Origin of the sequence: Streptomyces sp. NPDC051218 (genome assembly GCF_044455475.1) — a bacterium.
Lineage (GTDB): Bacteria > Actinomycetota > Actinomycetes > Streptomycetales > Streptomycetaceae > Streptomyces.
On record NZ_JBITEU010000009.1, the window covers coordinates 41749 to 58973 of the forward strand.

Annotated in this window: 17 protein-coding genes; 11 read left to right on the forward strand and 6 right to left on the reverse strand. The window is 69.0% G+C overall.

Annotated elements, in window-relative coordinates:
* Positions 1-42 precede the first annotated feature (42 nt).
* The 5 genes from ACIBCK_RS25925 to ACIBCK_RS25945 form a co-directional block, all read right to left on the reverse strand.
* On the reverse strand, positions 43-1056 hold the full coding sequence (locus tag ACIBCK_RS25925) for a hypothetical protein (protein ID WP_399394032.1): 1014 nt from the start codon (positions 1054-1056) through the stop codon (positions 43-45).
* The gene (locus ACIBCK_RS25930; protein WP_399394034.1) at positions 1053-1736 is read right to left on the reverse strand and encodes a hypothetical protein; all 684 of its coding nucleotides are present in this window, start codon (positions 1734-1736) and stop codon (positions 1053-1055) included. Before ACIBCK_RS25930 ends, ACIBCK_RS25925 begins: the two co-directional genes overlap by 4 nt.
* Positions 1737-1926: 190 nt before the next feature.
* A complete protein-coding gene (locus ACIBCK_RS25935) occupies positions 1927-2967 on the reverse strand; it encodes a hypothetical protein (protein ID WP_399394036.1) in 1041 nt (346 codons plus the stop codon).
* On the reverse strand, positions 2955-3623 hold the full coding sequence (locus ACIBCK_RS25940; RefSeq protein WP_399394038.1) for a hypothetical protein: 669 nt from the start codon (positions 3621-3623) through the stop codon (positions 2955-2957). Before ACIBCK_RS25940 ends, ACIBCK_RS25935 begins: the two co-directional genes overlap by 13 nt.
* A 453-nt stretch (positions 3624-4076) precedes the next feature.
* The gene (locus ACIBCK_RS25945) at positions 4077-4916 is read right to left on the reverse strand and encodes a S1 family peptidase (protein ID WP_399394039.1); all 840 of its coding nucleotides are present in this window, start codon (positions 4914-4916) and stop codon (positions 4077-4079) included.
* Positions 4917-5607: 691 nt separating this feature from the next.
* Between ACIBCK_RS25945 and ACIBCK_RS25950 the strand changes: the two genes are divergently transcribed.
* The 9 genes from ACIBCK_RS25950 (at position 5608) to ACIBCK_RS25990 (ending at position 12320) form a co-directional block, all read left to right on the forward strand.
* Positions 5608-6345: an RcpC/CpaB family pilus assembly protein gene (locus ACIBCK_RS25950; RefSeq protein ID WP_399394040.1), complete on the forward strand. Its 738-nt coding sequence runs from the start codon at positions 5608-5610 to the stop codon at positions 6343-6345.
* 17 nt (positions 6346-6362) lie between these two features.
* Positions 6363-7259, forward strand: coding sequence for a hypothetical protein (locus tag ACIBCK_RS25955; protein ID WP_399394041.1), 897 nt, complete (start codon positions 6363-6365; stop codon positions 7257-7259).
* On the forward strand, positions 7256-8566 hold the full coding sequence (locus ACIBCK_RS25960; protein WP_399394043.1) for a CpaF family protein: 1311 nt from the start codon (positions 7256-7258) through the stop codon (positions 8564-8566). Before ACIBCK_RS25955 ends, ACIBCK_RS25960 begins: the two co-directional genes overlap by 4 nt.
* A gap of 7 nt (positions 8567-8573) precedes the next feature.
* Positions 8574-9593, forward strand: coding sequence for a type II secretion system F family protein (locus ACIBCK_RS25965; RefSeq protein WP_399394045.1), 1020 nt, complete (start codon positions 8574-8576; stop codon positions 9591-9593).
* Entirely contained in the window at positions 9590-10525 is a 936-nt protein-coding gene (locus tag ACIBCK_RS25970; RefSeq protein ID WP_399394047.1) for a type II secretion system F family protein, read from the forward strand. The genes ACIBCK_RS25965 and ACIBCK_RS25970 overlap by 4 nt, the downstream gene beginning before the upstream one ends.
* A gap of 86 nt (positions 10526-10611) precedes the next feature.
* A complete protein-coding gene (locus tag ACIBCK_RS25975; protein ID WP_367044210.1) occupies positions 10612-10863 on the forward strand; it encodes a hypothetical protein in 252 nt (83 codons plus the stop codon).
* A gap of 103 nt (positions 10864-10966) precedes the next feature.
* Complete coding sequence (locus tag ACIBCK_RS25980) at positions 10967-11350, forward strand: TadE family protein (protein WP_399394049.1); 384 nt, start codon at positions 10967-10969, stop codon at positions 11348-11350.
* On the forward strand, positions 11350-11847 hold the full coding sequence (locus tag ACIBCK_RS25985; RefSeq protein WP_399394051.1) for a TadE family protein: 498 nt from the start codon (positions 11350-11352) through the stop codon (positions 11845-11847). Before ACIBCK_RS25980 ends, ACIBCK_RS25985 begins: the two co-directional genes overlap by 1 nt.
* Positions 11848-11873: 26 nt before the next feature.
* The gene (locus ACIBCK_RS25990) at positions 11874-12320 is read left to right on the forward strand and encodes a TadE/TadG family type IV pilus assembly protein (RefSeq protein ID WP_399394053.1); all 447 of its coding nucleotides are present in this window, start codon (positions 11874-11876) and stop codon (positions 12318-12320) included.
* A gap of 49 nt (positions 12321-12369) precedes the next feature.
* On the opposite strand, the gene ACIBCK_RS25995 is transcribed toward ACIBCK_RS25990, so the two are convergent.
* A complete protein-coding gene (locus ACIBCK_RS25995; protein ID WP_399394054.1) occupies positions 12370-12975 on the reverse strand; it encodes a hypothetical protein in 606 nt (201 codons plus the stop codon).
* A gap of 483 nt (positions 12976-13458) precedes the next feature.
* Between ACIBCK_RS25995 and ACIBCK_RS26000 the strand changes: the two genes are divergently transcribed.
* Together ACIBCK_RS26000 and ACIBCK_RS26005 are read left to right on the forward strand one after the other, a co-directional pair.
* Positions 13459-16458 carry a BTAD domain-containing putative transcriptional regulator gene (locus tag ACIBCK_RS26000; protein WP_399394056.1) on the forward strand — a complete coding sequence of 1000 codons (3000 nt, stop codon included), beginning with the start codon at positions 13459-13461 and terminating at the stop codon, positions 16456-16458.
* A gap of 15 nt (positions 16459-16473) precedes the next feature.
* Positions 16474-17193 carry a prepilin peptidase gene (locus ACIBCK_RS26005; RefSeq protein WP_399394058.1) on the forward strand — a complete coding sequence of 240 codons (720 nt, stop codon included), beginning with the start codon at positions 16474-16476 and terminating at the stop codon, positions 17191-17193.
* Positions 17194-17225 lie beyond the last annotated feature (32 nt).

Here is a 17225-nt window from a genome sequence, read left to right on the forward strand (position 1 = left end):
GACGGTCGGGTTGCGGTCGCGTTCACCTGACAGCGACTGATGTCACCGGTTGATGGACTGGATTTCCTCGACGGTGACCGGCTGATCGTTGCCGTACTCCCCGTCGGGGAGCTTGCCGCCCGGGCTGTTCGTTCCGGTCCAGGTGATCTCCCAGGTGGCGGTTGCCTGGAGGTTGAAGGTGCCGTTGCCCGACGAGCGCTTGTAGGTGACACCGCAGGGCGGCTGCTGCTTCGACTTGCCCTTGGCGTACGGCACGCCGATCGAACCGTCGTCGTTCATCAGGCACTTGCCGGAAGCGGGGAGCCGCGCAGCGTCTTCGGTCCCGGGGTTGATACTGAGCGCGACCGGCTTGGCGGTGGTCGTCGCCTCGATGTGCAGGCCGGGGGCGTCGAGCGAGGCGGTCACGGACACCGGCTCGAAGTCCCCCTTGTCGAGCCAGGCCCAGGTTGGCAGGTTCACCTTGCTGGGGCCGTCGGGGGCGAGGGTGACCTTGGTGCCGGGGACCTGGATCTGCTCGTACGCGAGGCCCGCGAGGGTTTCGGCGTCGATGACCTCAGGGACTCCGGGGTCCTCGCCGTTCTCGACCCAGAACGGTTCCCTGTCGCAAGCGAACTGGTCGGCCATGGATGCGTTGGGGTTCTGCTGGGCCCCCCACCACATGCCGTCCTTCTCCTTGTCGACGTTGTAAGCGTCCTTGGCGTAGGCCTGGTTCTGGTCGGACATGTCGCCGAGCACGTCACGCGGGGCGTCGGGGTCGTGCCGGGCGGTGAAGTACAGGCGATCGCGGTAATCGCGGAACTCGCTCGCCTTCCACTCCGGCGCGTACCAGCAGCCGGGCGGCTCCCAGTTGGTGTCGACGGAGGTGATGGGGCCGCCGCCTTTGCTGCTGCCGGTGGAGGTGTAGGAGATCTTCGCTACGGCGGCTACGGTGTCGCCGCTCTTCTTGCCTGACACGCTCCCGTCGCCGAACTCAGTACCGGCCAGGGCCGGGCTCCCCGCTGCGAGTACCAGCGATATGCCAGTCGTCAGCAGAACCAGCGGTTTCCGCACTGTCATGACCTGCACTCCTCAACCCCGTCTCGCACGTTGGCCTGTTTGGCCCGCCACAGCCCCTTGTTGCTGTCGGAGGCGGTCATGAGGATCTCCCACGAGGCGAAATCCTTGACGCTGGGCTTCGTGCGGTGCACCTGCTTCGTTTTGACTTCCTTGCTGAAGAACTTGGTGGCGTCGCTGCAGAAGGAGACGACAGCCGACTTCTTGTCCTTCACGACGTCAACCTTTGTGCCGCTGAACTTTTGCTCGCCCGTAACCGTGTAGCCGGCGTCGACGTTCTTCTTGATCAGGTCCTTCGCGTACTTGAAGGCTGGGCCCTGATATTCCGAGTAGAACTTGTACGCGGCGTCTTCCGGGTCCTGCTTTACGATCCCGTGCCGGATCGCAGTCACGAAGTTCTCCGCGTCCTTCGCGGCCGCCGCCTGGTCGGCATCCGGAAGGGAGGCCTTCTCGAAGACGATGTCGACGTCCGAGGGCAACTTGATGTCGGGCCTGTCGATCGCGGGCGTCTCGCTCTTCTTTGCACTCGGCGAGGCCGACTTCGAACCCCCCTCACCCGCCCCCGCGATCCTGTCCTTCCCCGAGTCCTTGTCGTCGCCTCCACCCCCGCATCCGCTCAGCAGCAGGGCAGCGGTGGCCGCCAGTGAGACGGCGGCGACGGGCAAGGTGCGACTGCGGTTCACGTGGGACTCCCGGTGGGGCGACAGTTCTACAAGCCATCCGAAGGTACTGAAGGGGCCAATGCCTTCGCCAGAGTTCAATTCGCTGAGTAGTGAACATCTCGTGAGGAGAGGCCATGCAAGATAGCTCACTTCGGTCATAGGTCGGACGAACAACCCATGCCGGTTCAGGCAACCAGAGAGAGCGAGCACGTCACCGGTTGATGGACTGGATCTCCTGAACAGTGATGTTCTGCTCGTTGTCGAAAGTACCGCTCGGCAAAGTTCCCCCGGGCACGCCGGTTCCGGTCCAGGTCACCTTCCAGGTGACAGTCGCCTTCATCGGAAAGGTGGCGTCGCCGGAGGAGCGCAAGTACTTGAGACCGCAGGGCGGGTTCTCGTCGCTCTTGCCCTTGGCGTACGGCTCACCGATGGAGCCGTCGTCGTTGAGTGCGCACTCGCCGGATGCGGGGTAGGTCTGTGCGTCCTTCGTCCCGGGCTCCAGCTTGAGGGAGACGGGTTCGGCAGTGGTGGTGGCCTCGATGTTGACGCCCTGCGCGTTCAGTGCGGCCGTCACGGAGACCTTCTTGAACTTGGCCTTGTCGAGCCAGGCCCAGGTCGGCAGATTGACCTTCGTCTCGCCCTCGGGCGCGAGGGTGACTTCGGTGTCCGGCAATCTCACTTTGTTGTAGGCGAGCTCGGCGAGCATTTCCGGGTCGACGGCGTTCGGGTCGTCAACGGGCTCCCCGTTCTCGGCCCAGAATGGCTGCCGGTCACATGCCTGTGCGGCGTCTTCCATCCACCGGTCGGGGTCCTGTTGGGCGACCCACCAGCTGCCCTCGTCGGCCTTGTCCTTGTTGTAGTTCTTGTACTTACCGTCCTTGTAGATGTCCCGGAACTCACTCACAGAACGGCGGGCGTAGTTGGGCTGCTGCGGGTCCTTGGTGACCATGTCGTAGCCGGTTTCGGTGTCCTTGGCGAACTCGGCTGCGGAGTAGGGCTCGTACCAGCATGCGGGCGGGGCCCAGTCCCCTACGGGCTGCATGCTTCCGGCGTCGCCCCCGGAGCCCTTGGTGCCCCCTTTGAAGGTGATGCGGGAGGAGAGGGTCTGGCCTTCGCGCTTGTTCTCCTGCTTCTGCCCGCCGTTGGACCCGCCTGGCCCCCATTCGGCCATCGCGGCTGTCGGCGAGAGCGCGCAGATCCCGGTCAGCGCTCCAACGACAATCAGCCTTCTACGCGCCGTTATGGCGTGCACGTCTTGTCCCCCCTCTTCGACTGAAGCTTTGTGGTCTGCCAGATGCCTTGCGCGTTCTTGTTCAGCCGAGTGCTGTAGGTCACGTACGAGTTGTCACTTGCGGGCGTCTTGGTCACCTTGCCCGTCTTGCGGTTCTTATTGAATGCCTTGCTCTCGTCGGAGCAGTAGACGAGCGAGGCAGTGTCCTTGTCGATCACCGAAAGCTTGGGTGCGAAGTAGCGCACCTTGCCGTAATACGTGGATCCGGAGTCGACGATGGCCTTGACCCACTGGGCGCTGCCCACGAGGGCGTCACCGTCCTGGTAGAAACCCAGGGCGGGCTCGTCCGCGTTCCCCTGCGTGATTGCGAAGGTGACCGCTGTCTGCGCCCTGCCGGCGTCGGCGAGCACCGCGTCCTTCGTCGAGTCGCCGGTCTTCCAGTTGGCGAAGGTCTCGGTGACGTCCTTGGGAAGCGTCATCTCGGGCCGCTTTGCTGCGCTCCCGGAACCTTCACTCGCGCTCGGCGACCCGGATTCCTTCTTCTCGCTGCCCTGATCCGCGCCATTGATCTTGTCGTTGTCACTGGACTTCTCGTCATCCCCACCCCCGCATGCCGTCAGGAGGAGAGCTGCGGTCGCGGCGAGTGCGGCAGCAACGGGCAAAGTGCGGCGCTTCAAGATCGACTCCCGGATCGGGGAAGGGGTGCAGTCAAGGTGAACGACGCTATAGGCGGGGCGCGTGGTTTCGCCAGGGTCAATTGAGACCCGTGGACGGGCGATCCGGAGTAAATGGGGCAGTAGAGATGCGGATCCGGACACTGGCGCGTGCCCGGCCCGCATTCGAAGCTGCGTGGTTTGCAGAGTTCACTTTCTCGAGGAGATGTCCTGCGCGGGCGGTCAGAAGCGCATAACGGGCCATCCCGTTCGCAGTGCGGATGAATTAGGTTGCCCGAGCGCCGGAATGTAAGGCTCCGTCGGATGGCGTACGAGCAGGTGGACCGGGAGCGCCAGCAGGCCCCCCTCCTCGTACTGGCAGATTCGTTCCTCGGCATCGTCGACACGGTGACGTCGACGTTCGGGTTCACGCATTAAGCGATCCAGCGGCCTGACGCCCCGGAGGCCGGCCGCCGTTCAGCCCCGGCCCATCCCCCGCTTCACCCTCTTCCCACCCGCAGACTCCCCCAACGTCTTCCACAGCTTCGACGAGCTCACCGACGTGTACACCCCCGGAGCGCCCTGCGCCCCGCAGCCGTCCCCGTACGAGACCACGCCGATCTGGATCGGAGCCCTGCGGCCGGGGACGTTGCGGAAGATGGGGCCGCCGCTGTCGCCCTGGCAGGAGTCCTTTGTTTCAACTCCCGCGCAGAAGTTGACCTTTGCGTCGTACTCGGCGTAGCTCGTCCTGCATTCCGCGTGCGAGAGGATCGGGACCTTTACTTCGCGGAGGCGGTCCGGGGTGTTGGGGAGGTCCGTGTCCGTGTTTCCCCAGCCCGCGACCGTGGCCTTCTGGCCGGGGCGGATCAGGGCGTCCGTGCCCTGGGTGGGGAGCGCGACCGGGGATATGCCCTTGACCGGCTTGCTGAGTTGGATGAACGCGACGTCGTAGGCCTCCTGGCCCTTGAGGTAGCGCGGGTGGACCACCACGCCGCCCTTCGCGACGTTGCGTATCTGGCCCTGGCCCGAGGCCGACAGGACCGTGCGGCCTACCGCCACCTGGAGTTTCTTCGGGTTCAGTGGCTTGCCCGCGTCGTTCACCAGGCAGTGGGCCGCCGTCATGATCGTGTCCGCCGTGACCAGGCTGCCGCCGCAGAACTGACGGTCAAGCGCGCTGCCTGAGCCCTTGTCCAGCACAGCCGCCATGAACGGGTAGGCGTCGTTGGACACTTCGGTGCCGCCGATGATCGCGTGCGCCGCGGGGGTGCCGGTGGCCAGCATGGCAAGGGCGGCTGTCGCCACACCTGTTGCCGCCATGGCCTTGCGGGGCGCCCTCCGCGAGGAGCGTCGCGCGGGTGTGGGAGAGGGGCGTGTGTGCGTGGGAGAGGAAAGTCTCATGGGGGTTGAAATTCTCTTCCGTGTCTAGCAGCTAGCAGAGCAGGAACTTCTGATGCGGTACGCCGCCTCGGACTGCCTCGTCTGACAGGCCCGCGCGCCGCCGGCCTGTCAGACGAGGCAGCCCGAGCCTCGGTTCATCGGCTGACGCACGCCGTTCACCGAGTCACATACGCCGCCGAAGTCCCCCACCCACGACACTTGGCCGAACTCCGCCCAACCCCAACCCCCGGGAACCACTCCCGCCCCTCCCCGCGTCATCCGTGCGGTTGACAGTTCAGCCGCTCATCGGACGGGCGATCAGCCGGTGTTCCTCATCACCACGCCCCGCAGCGCCCATTGCGCAAAGGGGAATTATTCGCGTACGCACATCTCCCTCTCCGTCCGTGATCCCGGAATGCGTGGGAACCATGGAGTACGGATTGCGCGTGGGTAACGATGGGGAGCGAGGGCTCCGGTAGCCAGAACGCGCCTTGAGGGGCTTATGTGCTGCTGATACGGTGCGATGACTTGACACTGTGCCTGGGGCTGAATAGCCCGCCCGAGGTTGGCGAAGAGAGTCGCGAGTGTCTGAAAATGACCGAATCTTCTTGGGCGTGCGGGGAGCAGTTGCGTGAAGATCCAAGAGCGTACGGGGGCGGGCAACAGCCGTTCCGCCGCGCCGGTTCAGCCAGCGATAGGTGAGCGCCTTCCCGCGCCGCCTCGCGAGCGCAAACCGGCACTCGCCGCCCTGGCCGTTCTGCTCATCCTCATCGGCGCCCTCGGCGCCACCGTCCTCGTGCTGCGCGCGGGGGAGCGGGTGGAGGTCGTTAAGGTCACGGCCGAGATCCCGGCGGGGGAGTCGGTGAGTGGCGAGAACATCTCCTCCGTCATGGTCGCCGACGACGCGGGCATCAACTACGTGAAGTGGTCGCAGGTCCCCGAGCTGAGGAAGCTCAAGGCCACCAACACCATCCCCAAGGGCGCCCTCGCCGTCGGCGAGATGTTCTCCGGCAAGAGCGGGCTGCCCGCGGGCAAGTCGGCCGTCGGCGTCTCCCTCAAGGAGGGGCAGTACCCCGCGAGGGGCCTGAAGTCCGGCGACAGCGTGGACGTCTACCAGGTCGGCGACTCCGCCTCCGGGGGGAGCTCCAGCGACAAGGGGACCGGCGGTTCCGCCGGCACCGGCACGAGTGACTCACCCATCGTCTCGGCCGCCCGCGTCACCGCCGTCGCGGACAAGAGCGACGCCACCGTGAGCACCGGCTCCCTCGGCATCACACTCCTGGTGGACAGCGCCGACGCCGCAGCCGTCACCAGGGCCGCGTCCGCCGGTGCCGTCTCTCTCGTCCAAGTGTCTCCCGACGGCAACTAGAGGCGAGTAGAAGAGACATGGCGCTCATTGCTCTCGCCGCTGACAAGGGATCTCCCGGAGTCACCACCGCGGCCGTCGCGCTCGCAGCCGTCTGGCCGCGGCGCGTCCTCGTCGCGGAGACCGACCCCGCCGGCGGCGACCTGGTCTACCGCAGTGCCGCCGCGCACGGCGGACCGCTCAACCCCAACACCGGGATGCTCAGCATCGCGGCCACCGCCCGTCGTGGGCTCGTCCCCGACCAACTCTGGGACCACACACAGCCGTTGAGCGGCGGGCTCGAAGTGCTCGTCGGGCTCGGCGTGGCCGAGCAGGCCGCCGGGCTCGCGGGACTCTGGCCGACGCTCGGCCGTGCCTTCTCGCAGCTCGCCGACTCCCCGCACGCGCCCGCCGACGTCATTGCCGATTGCGGACGCATCAGTGGGGACACTCCCGCCGTCGAGCTCTTCCCGCAGGCGGCTCTCGTCCTGCTCGTCTCGCGGACCGAGCCCGAGGCCATCGCCCGCGTACGCGACCGTGCCGCGGCCCTCGCCGCCAAGCTGCACGGCGGTTCACGCGGGGCCGCGTCGCTGGCGACCCCGCTCATCGGCGTACTCCTGATCGCCGACCCGTCGACGTCCGCGAAGCTCGTCCACCAGGTCAACGAGATGCTGATGGCCGCGCAGACCGGCGCCCGCGTCGTCGGTACGCTCGCCGAAGACCCGGCGGGCGCCGAGCAGTTGGCGGGGCGGAAGCGCGGGCGTCTCGACAAGTCCATGCTCATTCGCTCGGCCCGCAAGGTGACCGTCGACCTCTACCAGCAGTACGGCGCCGCCTGGGCCAACCCGAACACCGGCGCCCACGGAGCCATGGGCGCCCACGGCCACGGCACCGTGGGCATGCAGGGCACGCAGGGCACGCACGGGACCGGCCGATGAGCGTTCCCGTCGATCATCAGCTCGTCAAGCGGTTCCGGCAGGACGCCGGTGACCGCATCGCCGAGCAGCGCCGCCTGGACCAGGTCTCCGGCGTCACCCCCATGTCGGGCGAGGACGAGCGGCAGTACGCCCGCGCCGTCATCGCCCAGATCCTGGAGGAGTACGCCCGGATAGAGATCAACGCCGGGCGGACCCCGCTGGACGCCGAGACCGAGGAGAAGTACGCGGCCGCCGTGCACGCGGCGCTCTTCGGCGTGGGACGGCTCCAGCCGCTGCTCGACGACCCCGAGGTCGAGAACATCGACATCAACGGCTGCGACCAGGTCTTCGTCGGATACGCCGACGGCCGCGAGGCCAAGGCCGATCCGGTCGCCGAGACCGACGAGGAACTCGTCGAGCTCATCCAGATCCTCGGCGCGTACTCCGGTCTTTCCTCGCGCCCCTTCGACTCCGCCAACCCGCAGCTCGACCTCCGGCTCCCCGACGGCTCACGTCTCTCGGCCGTCATGGACGTCACGCGGCGCCCGGCACTGTCCATCCGACGTGCCCGCATGGGCAAGGTCTTCATGTCGGACCTGGTGGGCAACGGCACGGTGACCCCCGAGGTCGCGCACTTCATGGCGTGTGCGGTGCGGGCCCGCAAGAACATCATGATCGCGGGCGCGACGAACGCCGGAAAGACCACGCTCCTGCGTGCCCTCGCCAACGAAATCCCGCCGCACGAGCGTCTGGTGACCGTCGAGCGCGCCCTGGAGCTCGGCCTCGACCAGTTCGCCGACCTGCACCCGAACGTCGTCGCGTTCGAGGAGCGCCTGCCCAACTCCGAGGGCCAGGGCATGATTTCGATGGCGGAGCTCGTACGGCGTTCGCTCCGTATGAACCCCTCCCGCGTCATCGTCGGTGAGGTGCTCGGCGACGAGATCGTGACGATGCTGAACGCGATGTCCCAGGGCAACGACGGCTCGCTCTCCACGATCCACGCCAACAGTTCGAGTGAGGTCTTCAACCGCATCTCGACGTACGCACTCCAGGCCACCGAGCGGCTGCCCATCGAGGCCAGCCAGATGCTCGTGGCCGGAGCCGTCAACTTCGTCGTCTTCATCCAGCGGCGCAACAACTACCAGACCGGCGGCAAGCTTCAGCGCATGGTGACCTCGGTCCGCGAGGTCAACGGCGTCGACGGCCGCGTCCTGTCCAGCGAGGTCTTCGCCGAGGCCGCGAACGGGCAGATCGTCGCGCACGCGCCGATCGCCTGCATGGACGACCTGGCCGCGTTCGGCTACCGCCCCGCCGGGCAATGGGGGTGAGCACGACATGAACTCACTCGGCTCGATGGGCGGCGTCTTCTCGCTGCCCGTCCTGTACGCACTGGGCTGCGGCATCGCCGTCGGCGGTGGCATCGCGGTCCTCGCGATCGCGCTGCGCGGTCTGCCGGTGAAGCCGGAGCACGAGAAGCAGAAGGCCAGCGAGCGGATGAGTGAACTCATCCGGTTCGCGGGACAGCGCGGCTCGCTCGCGATCGGCGTGGGCCTCGTGGTCCTTCTCCTCACGCGCTGGGCTGTGGCGGGCATCGCGTCCGGCGTCCTCGTCTTCTTCTGGGACAAGCTGTTCGGCGGCGCGTCCGAGGAGCGGGCCCAGATGAAGCGCGTCGAGGCGCTCGCCGCCTGGACGGAGTCGCTGCGCGACACCATCGCGGGCGCGGTCGGCCTCGAACAGGCCATCCCGGCGTCGGCGCGGGCGGCGGCACCCGTCCTCCGTCCCCACCTGGACGCCCTGGTGGACCGACTGCGTGCGCGTACGCCGCTTCCCGAGGCCCTGCAGATACTGGCCGACGAGATCGACGACGCGTCGGCGGACATCATCGTGGCGGCGCTGATCCTGAACGCGAAGCTGCGCGGACCCGGCCTGCGCCAGGTCCTCGGCGCCCTCGCCAAGTCGGCGCGCGAAGAGGTCGACATGCGCCAGCGCGTCATGTCGCAGCGCGCGTCGACGCGACGCTCGGTGCAGATCGTGGTCGCGGTGTCGATCGCGTTCGTCCTCGGCCTCTCGATCTTCAACCGCGACTTCGTCGAGCCCTACGGCACGGCGGTCGGCCAGCTCGTACTCGCCTGCGTCTGCGGCCTGTTCGCGCTCGGCTTCTGGTGGCTGCGCAAGCTCTCGACGGTGGAGACCCCGGACCGCTTCCTGGTCCGCGACGAGCCCGGCGTGCAGTTCGTGCGGCCGCGAGGGCCGGGTGCAGGACCCGTCGGCACGGGCGAGCAGGCGCCGCTGACGAGCCCGACCGGACCTTACGGCCAGCCGGGCCAGCAGAACCCTGAGGGGGTACGTCGATGAGCCTGACGATGCCGATAGTGATCGGCGCCATCATGGGCCTTGGCATCTACGCCCTCGTCCGTGCGCTGATGCCCTCCAAGCGGAGTGCGGTCGCCACGGTCGCGCGGATCGACGCGATGCGGGCACGGGGGGCGGCGTACGAGTCGCACCGGTCGCCGGTCGGGGACAGCAAGAAGGCTTCCGGGCGACTGGAGACGACGCGCTCCCGGGTGGGGGCACGGGTCGCCGATTTCTACCTCCAGCAGGGCTGGGAGCAGCGGTCGCTCCGAGCCGACCTCGCGGTACTCGACCGGAGCTGGGAGAAGTTCCTGGCGACGAAGACTCTGCTCGCGGCCGCGGGGCTCTTCTTCGGGCCGTTCATGTTCGTCATCGTCTGGACGCTGGGGGTCGGGCGCAGCCCGATCATCCCCGTATGGCTCGCGTTGATGTTCGGCGTCATCTTCTTCTTCCTTCCCGACCTCGAAGTACGTCGGGACGCCGCGGACAAGCGCCGCGACCTGCGCCGCGTCATCGGTGCCTATCTGGACCTGGTGTCGATGAGCCTGGCGGGCGGCCGCGGCCTGCCCGAGGCCCTGATGGCGGCGGCCGAGGTCTCCGACGGATGGGCGACGCAACGTATCCGAAGTGCCCTGGCCGACGCGCGGATCACCGGCATCAGCCAGTGGCAGGCGCTCGGTTCGCTCGGCGAGGAGCTGGGCGTCGAGGAGCTCAAGGACCTGTCGGCCTCTCTCGGCCTGGTGGCCGACGACGGAGCCAAGGTGCGCGAGTCGCTCGCCTCCCGTGCGGAGACGATGCGCCACCGCGAGATGGCCGAGATCGAGGGCAGCGCGGGCGAGAAGTCGCAGTCGATGCTCGTCGCTCAGCTGCTCCTGTGCGCGGGCTTCCTGGTCTTCCTCATCTTCCCGGCGGCGATGCGCGTGTTCCAGGTCTAGCTCCAGCGGTCGTTACGAGCGAAGGACGGGCCGGCCGACGGGGGCGGCCCGACAACCTCCCCCCACTCCTGAGAGGACAACTCACCATGAACGGACGGAACTTCAGCACCGGCAACCCGGCTGTGGACTTTCTTGTCACCTTCCTGAAGGGCCGCGTGCAGCGTGCCCGCTCCGGCGAGCTCGACCGCGGTGCGTCCGCGGTCGAGTGGGTCATCATCTCGGCGGTCGTCGTGGCGATCGTCGGCGTGGTCGCCGCCGTCATCAACGGCGCGCTGAAGGGCGGCGCCGAGGACGTCAAGAAGTGCATCGAGGGCGCCGACCAGGACGGCACCTGCTGATCAGCCGTTGACCGGGGAGCGAAGGCGGATACGAGTGCACGGGCGTGTGAAGCGATGGGTACGCCGCAGAGTGGAGGCAGCCTCCACCCGCGGTGAATCCGGCATGACCGCGATCGAGTTCGTGCTGCTCACTCCGGTGCTCTTCTTCATGATCTTCGCGACGGTGCAGTTCGCGCTGTACTTCTTCGCGGATCATGTCGCCCAGGCCGCGGCCCAGGCGGGCGCGCGCAAGGCGCGTGCGACGGCCGACGAGAACCCGGGCGGGTGGCGGGGCGACGCGCGTGACGTCGTCGACGACTACATCCAGCAGCTGGGACCGCAGTTGGTCCTCGGCCCGGACGTGAAGACGGTCGAGCCGAAGGCGAACACCGTCGGCGTGGAGATCACCGCGAAGGTGCCCTCCGTCTTTCCCGGCCTCGACATGACGGTGCGCGCGCAGTCGTCAGGGCCGGTGGAGCGGTTCGTCGAGGAGGGTGAGGGCGGCTGATGCGGAACGTATGGGCTGAGATGTCGGGCCGTGCGTCGAACCGGCCGTCGGAGCAGGTATCGAACCGTCCGTCGGACCAGGCGTCGGACCACACATCGGACGACGCCTCGGACCGGGGGCTCTCGACGGTCGAGGTGGTCATTCTCGCGCCCGTGATGATCCTCTTCATCCTGCTCCTGGTGGCCTTCGGACAGCTCGTCGACGCCCGGGGGGCCGTCGATGGCGCTGCGCGTGACGCCGCCCGCGCCGGCTCGATCCAGAAGGACAGCGGCACGGCGATGGCGGAGGCGCGCGCGGCGGCCGTGGCCGACCTCGATGGCTCATGCGTCGGCCCGGTCACCGTCAACCAGACCAGCCAGGGCTTCGAGCCCGGCACGTTCTTCACGGTGGAAGTCAGCTGCGAGGTACGGGGGTTGGGCATGCTCGGCCTCGACATGGAGACGACACTGAAGGCCAGCTTCAGCTCGTCGCTGGACCCCTACCGGAGGTCGGCGTGAGCACGGCTCCTCGTCCCAGCTCTCGTATGCGTGCATGGGTCGCCACCCGCCGCGAACGCCTCGACGACCGTGGTTCGGGAGCGGGCGCCGTCATCATCTTCGCGATCGTCTTCCTCACGCTCTCCGCCTTCGTCATCGACGGCGGCATGTCCATCTCCAAGCGGGAACGGGCGGCGGACATCGCGGAACAGGCCGCGCGCTACGCCGCGCAGGACCTGGACACCGAGGGCATCTACGAGGGCGCCAAGGGCGCGCCCATCAACTACGAGAACTGCGGCGCACGCGTACAGGCGTACGCACGCTCGACGGGCATGCGCGGCGGGGACGTCGCGGCGACGCACTGCGTGACGGCGAACGCGGATCAGGTCGAGGTCGAGGTCCAGATGACCTACAGCCCCGTGTTCACGGGCATGTTCTACGGCGGCGACGTGACGGTGCATGGGCGCGCGGTGGCGGAGAACGCGGTGGGCTGAGCGATCATCCGGACTACGGCGGTACAGATGCTGAGAGTGGAGCGCATGATCAGCATCCCTCAGGGGCGGTCTCTACCGAAGTCGTGATCCAGACGCCGTCGTCGCTCTTCTCCAGCGCGGTGCGGTACTGGACCTTGGGGGACTCGCCTTCGGGAGTCCCCTCCTTCTTGCCGGTCTTGAGGTCCTTGCTGAAGCCCTTGCTCTCGTCCACGCAGTAGAAGAGAGTCGCCCGGCCCTTCTCGCGGATCTCGGCCTCGGGGTTGAAGGCCCTGACCTCGCCGGTGATCGTCAGGCCTTTGTAGCCCTCGACCCACTTCTCGCCGCTCGCGAGGGCGGATCGGGCGCTGTAGAAGGCCAAGTAGTCGGCCTTGGGGTCGGCTTCACCGATCGCGGCGTACGTCCCGCGCAGTCGCTCCTTGCCGTCGTTCAGGATGGACTGGAGCCTCGGGTCGCTGTCCGTCCAGCCCTGGAAGTCGGCCTTGAAGGACTTGGGCAGCGTGATCTCGGGCCGGTCGACGTCCGATGATTCCGACGCGGTGGGCGTCGGCTCGCCCGAACCCCTGCCCGCTCCCTCGATCTTGTCTGAAGAGTCAGCGCCTCCGTCGCCCCCGCATGCACTCAAGAGCACAGCCGCGCTCGCCACCAGCGCGGTCATGACGGGCAGAGTGCGACGGGCCACGATTGCAGTCCCCCAGGGTTCGGCAGAGTTGGGCGTGTGTGCAGGAGAGAATGGAGCCGGACGAAGCTACCAGGCGTGGGTTTCCAGTACTGGTGGGCCGTGTGAAGGTTCTCGCGCCCTGCGTGATGACGGAAGCGAACGGTCCTCAAGTGCTACGCGGGCGCAGCGAATCCGTGCCGGAACTGTGACGCGCAGCGATGAATGCCTGTCCCGGGCGGCCAACCCCGAGGCCCGGGCGGCCAACCCCGTGGCGGAAGCGCCCGCGGGCAAGTTGGGCTTGTGGTGCAACCCGGGCGGAAACGGGCGGCCGTGGAAGCTCGCCGATGCCCTTGGGAGCCGCTGCCCCTGTCTGACCTCCGGCCCCTTCCGTACCATCGCCTCAGTACGCTCAGCGCACAGACGTACCGCTGACCCCAGACCTTCACCCGCTCCCTCTCAGAGGACAACAGGACTCCCGCCATGGCGCGCACCACTTCAAGTTCGACAGGCGGCCCGTCGGCTCCACGGAATCGGACGCCGCAGCCGCTGCCCCGGCGTCGACGCACGTTCGGGGACTTCGTCAAGGCGTTCCTCGCCTTTGTCGCGTTGGCCGCGCTCGTCTTCGGCGTGCCTGGCGCCCTCGCGGTCGCCGTGGGGTGGCCTCTCCCGGGCGGTATGCCCTCGCTGGACTGGTTGCAGCAGGAGATCACGGTCGGGACGTTCATCAACGTACTGACCGTCGTCGTCTGGCTCGCCTGGGCCCAGTTCACCGCCTGCGTGCTGGTGGAGGTCAAGGCCGCGCTCTCGGGCGTGGGGATGCCGGGGCGCGTGCCCGGTGCCGGTGGCAGTCAGCTGCTCGCGCGTCAGCTCGTCGCCGCGCTGCTTCTCGTGGGCGCCACGGCGGCCAGCTTCGCGCCGGGGCTCTCGCAGTTCGGGCAGTCGCTCGAGGGCAACCAGAAGCCCGCGTCCGCCGCTTCCGCCCAGCAGACGCCCGGCGGGCTCTTCGGGCAGGAGCAGGCCCAGAGCGCCGCGAGCGCCGTCGCCGAGCAGGCCGAGCAGGCCGCCGCCCACGCGGGCAGCAGCGCCAAGGACGGGGACACGAAGTACTACCGGATCCAGCCTCCCGAGGGCCGTCACCACGACTCCATGTGGGAGATCGCCGAGCGGCACCTCGGGGACGGGCGGCGGTACAAGGAGATCTACCAGCTGAACAAGGACCGCGAGCAGCCCGACGGTTCCCGCCTGTCCGAGGCCAGCCTCATCCGGCCCGGCTGGATCATGGAGATGCCCGCGGACGCGCACGGCGGCGAGCTCGTCGAGATGCCCGACGAGGCGCCCAAGGTCTCGCAGGACGTCAAGGAGCAGATCTCCGACTACGCCAAGTCCGGAGACCACCAGCAGGGCGGCGGCCAGCAGGGCGGCGGCTCCCAGGAGCAGGGCGGCAGCGGCTCCGGATCGGGCTCCGGCGACCGTGACACCGCGCACATCACCATTCCCGAGCAGCGGCCCTCCGAGAGCGGCAAGGGCAAGCAGGAAGTCCCCGTCGCCAGTAGTGGGAATGAGTCCGAGGGATTCTCCTTCGGGTTGCCCGAGGCCCTCATCGGGGCTCCGCTCCTCGCCGCCGGGCTCCTCGGCGCGCTCGGACGCCGCCGCCGGCACGCGCTGTGGCAGTCGGCCATGGGCGCCGTCGGTGGCCGGCGCGGCATGGAGCCCCCGACGCCGACCGGGGGCGCCGCCGATGTGCAGGACGCACTGCTCGTGGGCGCCGACCCCGAGGGCGTACGGCTGCTCGATCTGTCGCTCCGCGGCCTCGCCGCCGCGCTCGCCGAGGAATCGCGGGCGCTGCCGACCGTCTACGCCGCCTGGCTCAGCAACGGCGACCTGCACCTCCAGCTCGCCCAGCCCGCCGGACGGCCGCCCGCTCCTTGGCAGTTGGGGCAGGACCAGACGTTCTGGATGCTGGCGCGCACCGACGCCGAGCGGTACGAGGAAGTGGAGACCGCCGCTCCCTACCCGGGTCTCGTCAGCCTGGGGACGCTCGACGACTCGCGGCTGCTGCTCAATCTCGAAGCCGTGCCCGGTGTCGTGTCGCTGAGCGGGACCGAGGCCGACCGCGCCGCCGTCTTCGCTTCCGTGGCCGCCGAGCTCGCCACCAACGGCTGGTCCGACCGCATGACCATCACCCTCGTCGGCTTCGGGCAGGACCTGACGCCGCTCGCGCCCAACCGGCTGCGGCACCTCGACGACATCGAGGCGCTCATCGAGACGATGGACGCCGAGACGCGGCAGCGGCGCGGCGCACTGGGTGCCGCCGGGCACGACTCGGTCCTCACCGGTCGTACGGGGCCCGCCCAGCACACCCGCTGGGCGCCGCACCTGGTGCTGCTCGCCGCCGTGCCCACCGGGGACGACGCGGTGAAGCTCGCCGAACTGGCCGCCGACGCGAGCCGGTTGGGCATCGGATATCTGGTCGGCACCGAGTCCGGTGACCTGCCGGGCGCCGCGTGGGAGATGGAGATCACCCCCGAGGGCAAGCTGCTCGCCCCGCTGCTCGGGCTCGAACTGGAGGCGCAGGCGCTGCCCGAGGCCCAGCAGCGGGCCGTCGTGGAGCTGTTCGTCGACGCCGATCCCGGCGAGGGCGGCACTGCGAGTTCCGGTTCCGGGCGTACGGGGGTCACGCCGCCGTTCCTCGTCGACGTCACCGAGCAGGGCAGGCCCGCGGTCTACGCCCGCCTCGTCGGTACGTACGAGATCATCGGCCTCGAGACGCCGGACGGCGAGCGCAGCCCGCTGATGCACGAGGCGCTCGCACTGCTCCTGCTGCACCGCGAGGGTGTGCACCCCCGGGTGCTCTCCTCCGCGCTGTGGCCGCGCGGTGTCACCGAGGACGTACGGGACGCGCTCATCGACCGGCTGCGGGAGTGGCTCGGCACCGAGCCCGACGGGTCGCCCCGGCTGCGGGCCGACCGCAGCGGACGGCTCACGCTCGCCAAGTCCGTGGTCTCCGACCTGGACGTGCTGCGGTCGCTGTACCACGAGGCGACCCAGGGGCGCGGTGCCAACAGCCGGGCCGTGCGCGGGCGGATGCTCACCGACGCCCTGGTGCTCGTACGCGGGCCGCTGCTCGCGGACCGGCCGCGGGGGCGGTACGCGTGGCTCACGCACGAGATCATCGACGCGCAGCTGCCGCTGCTCGTGGCGGACATCGGGCTCGCCCTCTCCGAGTTCCACCTGGAGAAGCAGCGCGCGGAGAAGGCCATCGAGGCGCTGAACGCCTCGCTGAACTCCGCGCCGGGGGACGAGCGGCTCTGGAACGAGCTGTTGCGGGCCACCCACGCGGTGGGCGATCCGGCGCGCCTCCAGCAGGTGGCCGCCGATCTCGTCGCCCGGAGTGGGGCCCGGGGCGTGCCGCCCCGGACCGAGGCTCTGCTGGACGAGCTGCTGCCCACCTGGCGCAGTGGCCTCAGCGCGGTCAGCTGACGGGAGCCGACTCTCTTGTTGCTGACGCTGGTCCTCGGTGGCGCCCTCTGGGGCGCCATCGCCGGGCTCTTCGTGCCCCGGGCCGTCCACCGGCTCTCCGTGGCGCCCGGTGAGGCGTGGCGGGACAGCTGCCCCGACGGGCATCCCCTCGGGGGGTGGCTCGGTCTCGCCAGGTGTGCGGACAGGACCCGGTACGGGCCCCGGACCACGAGCGTCGCCACCGCCACCGCCCTCGTCTGCGCAGCCATCGCCGCGGCCACCGGCGCCCGGCCCGAGCTCGCCGTCTGGCTGCTGCTCGCGCCCGTCGGTGTCCTGCTGGCCGTCGTGGACTTCGGCGTGCACCGGCTGCCCGACGTGCTGACGCTCCCGCTCGCCGTGGCCGCGCTCGTGCTCCTGGGGGGCGCCGCGCTGCTTCCCGAGCACGCCGGTTCCTGGATCCACGCGCTGTACGGGGCGCTGGGGCTCGGCGGCGCGTACTTCGTGCTCTTCCTCATCAGCCCGAACGGCATGGGCTTCGGCGACGTGAAACTGGCGCTCGGCCTGGGGGCCGCCCTCGGCTGGTACGGGTGGGGCGCGGTGCTGCTCGGCACCTTCGCCGGGTTCCTGCTCGCCGCCCTGTACGGGGCGGGGCTCGTCATCGCCCGCCGCGCCGGACGCAGGACGGCGATCCCGTTCGGGCCGTTCCTGATCGGGGGAGCCTTCGTGGGGCTCCTCATGGGGGCGTACGCCGCCTGACGTCGGGTGCCGGATTCGGCTGGCGTACGCTG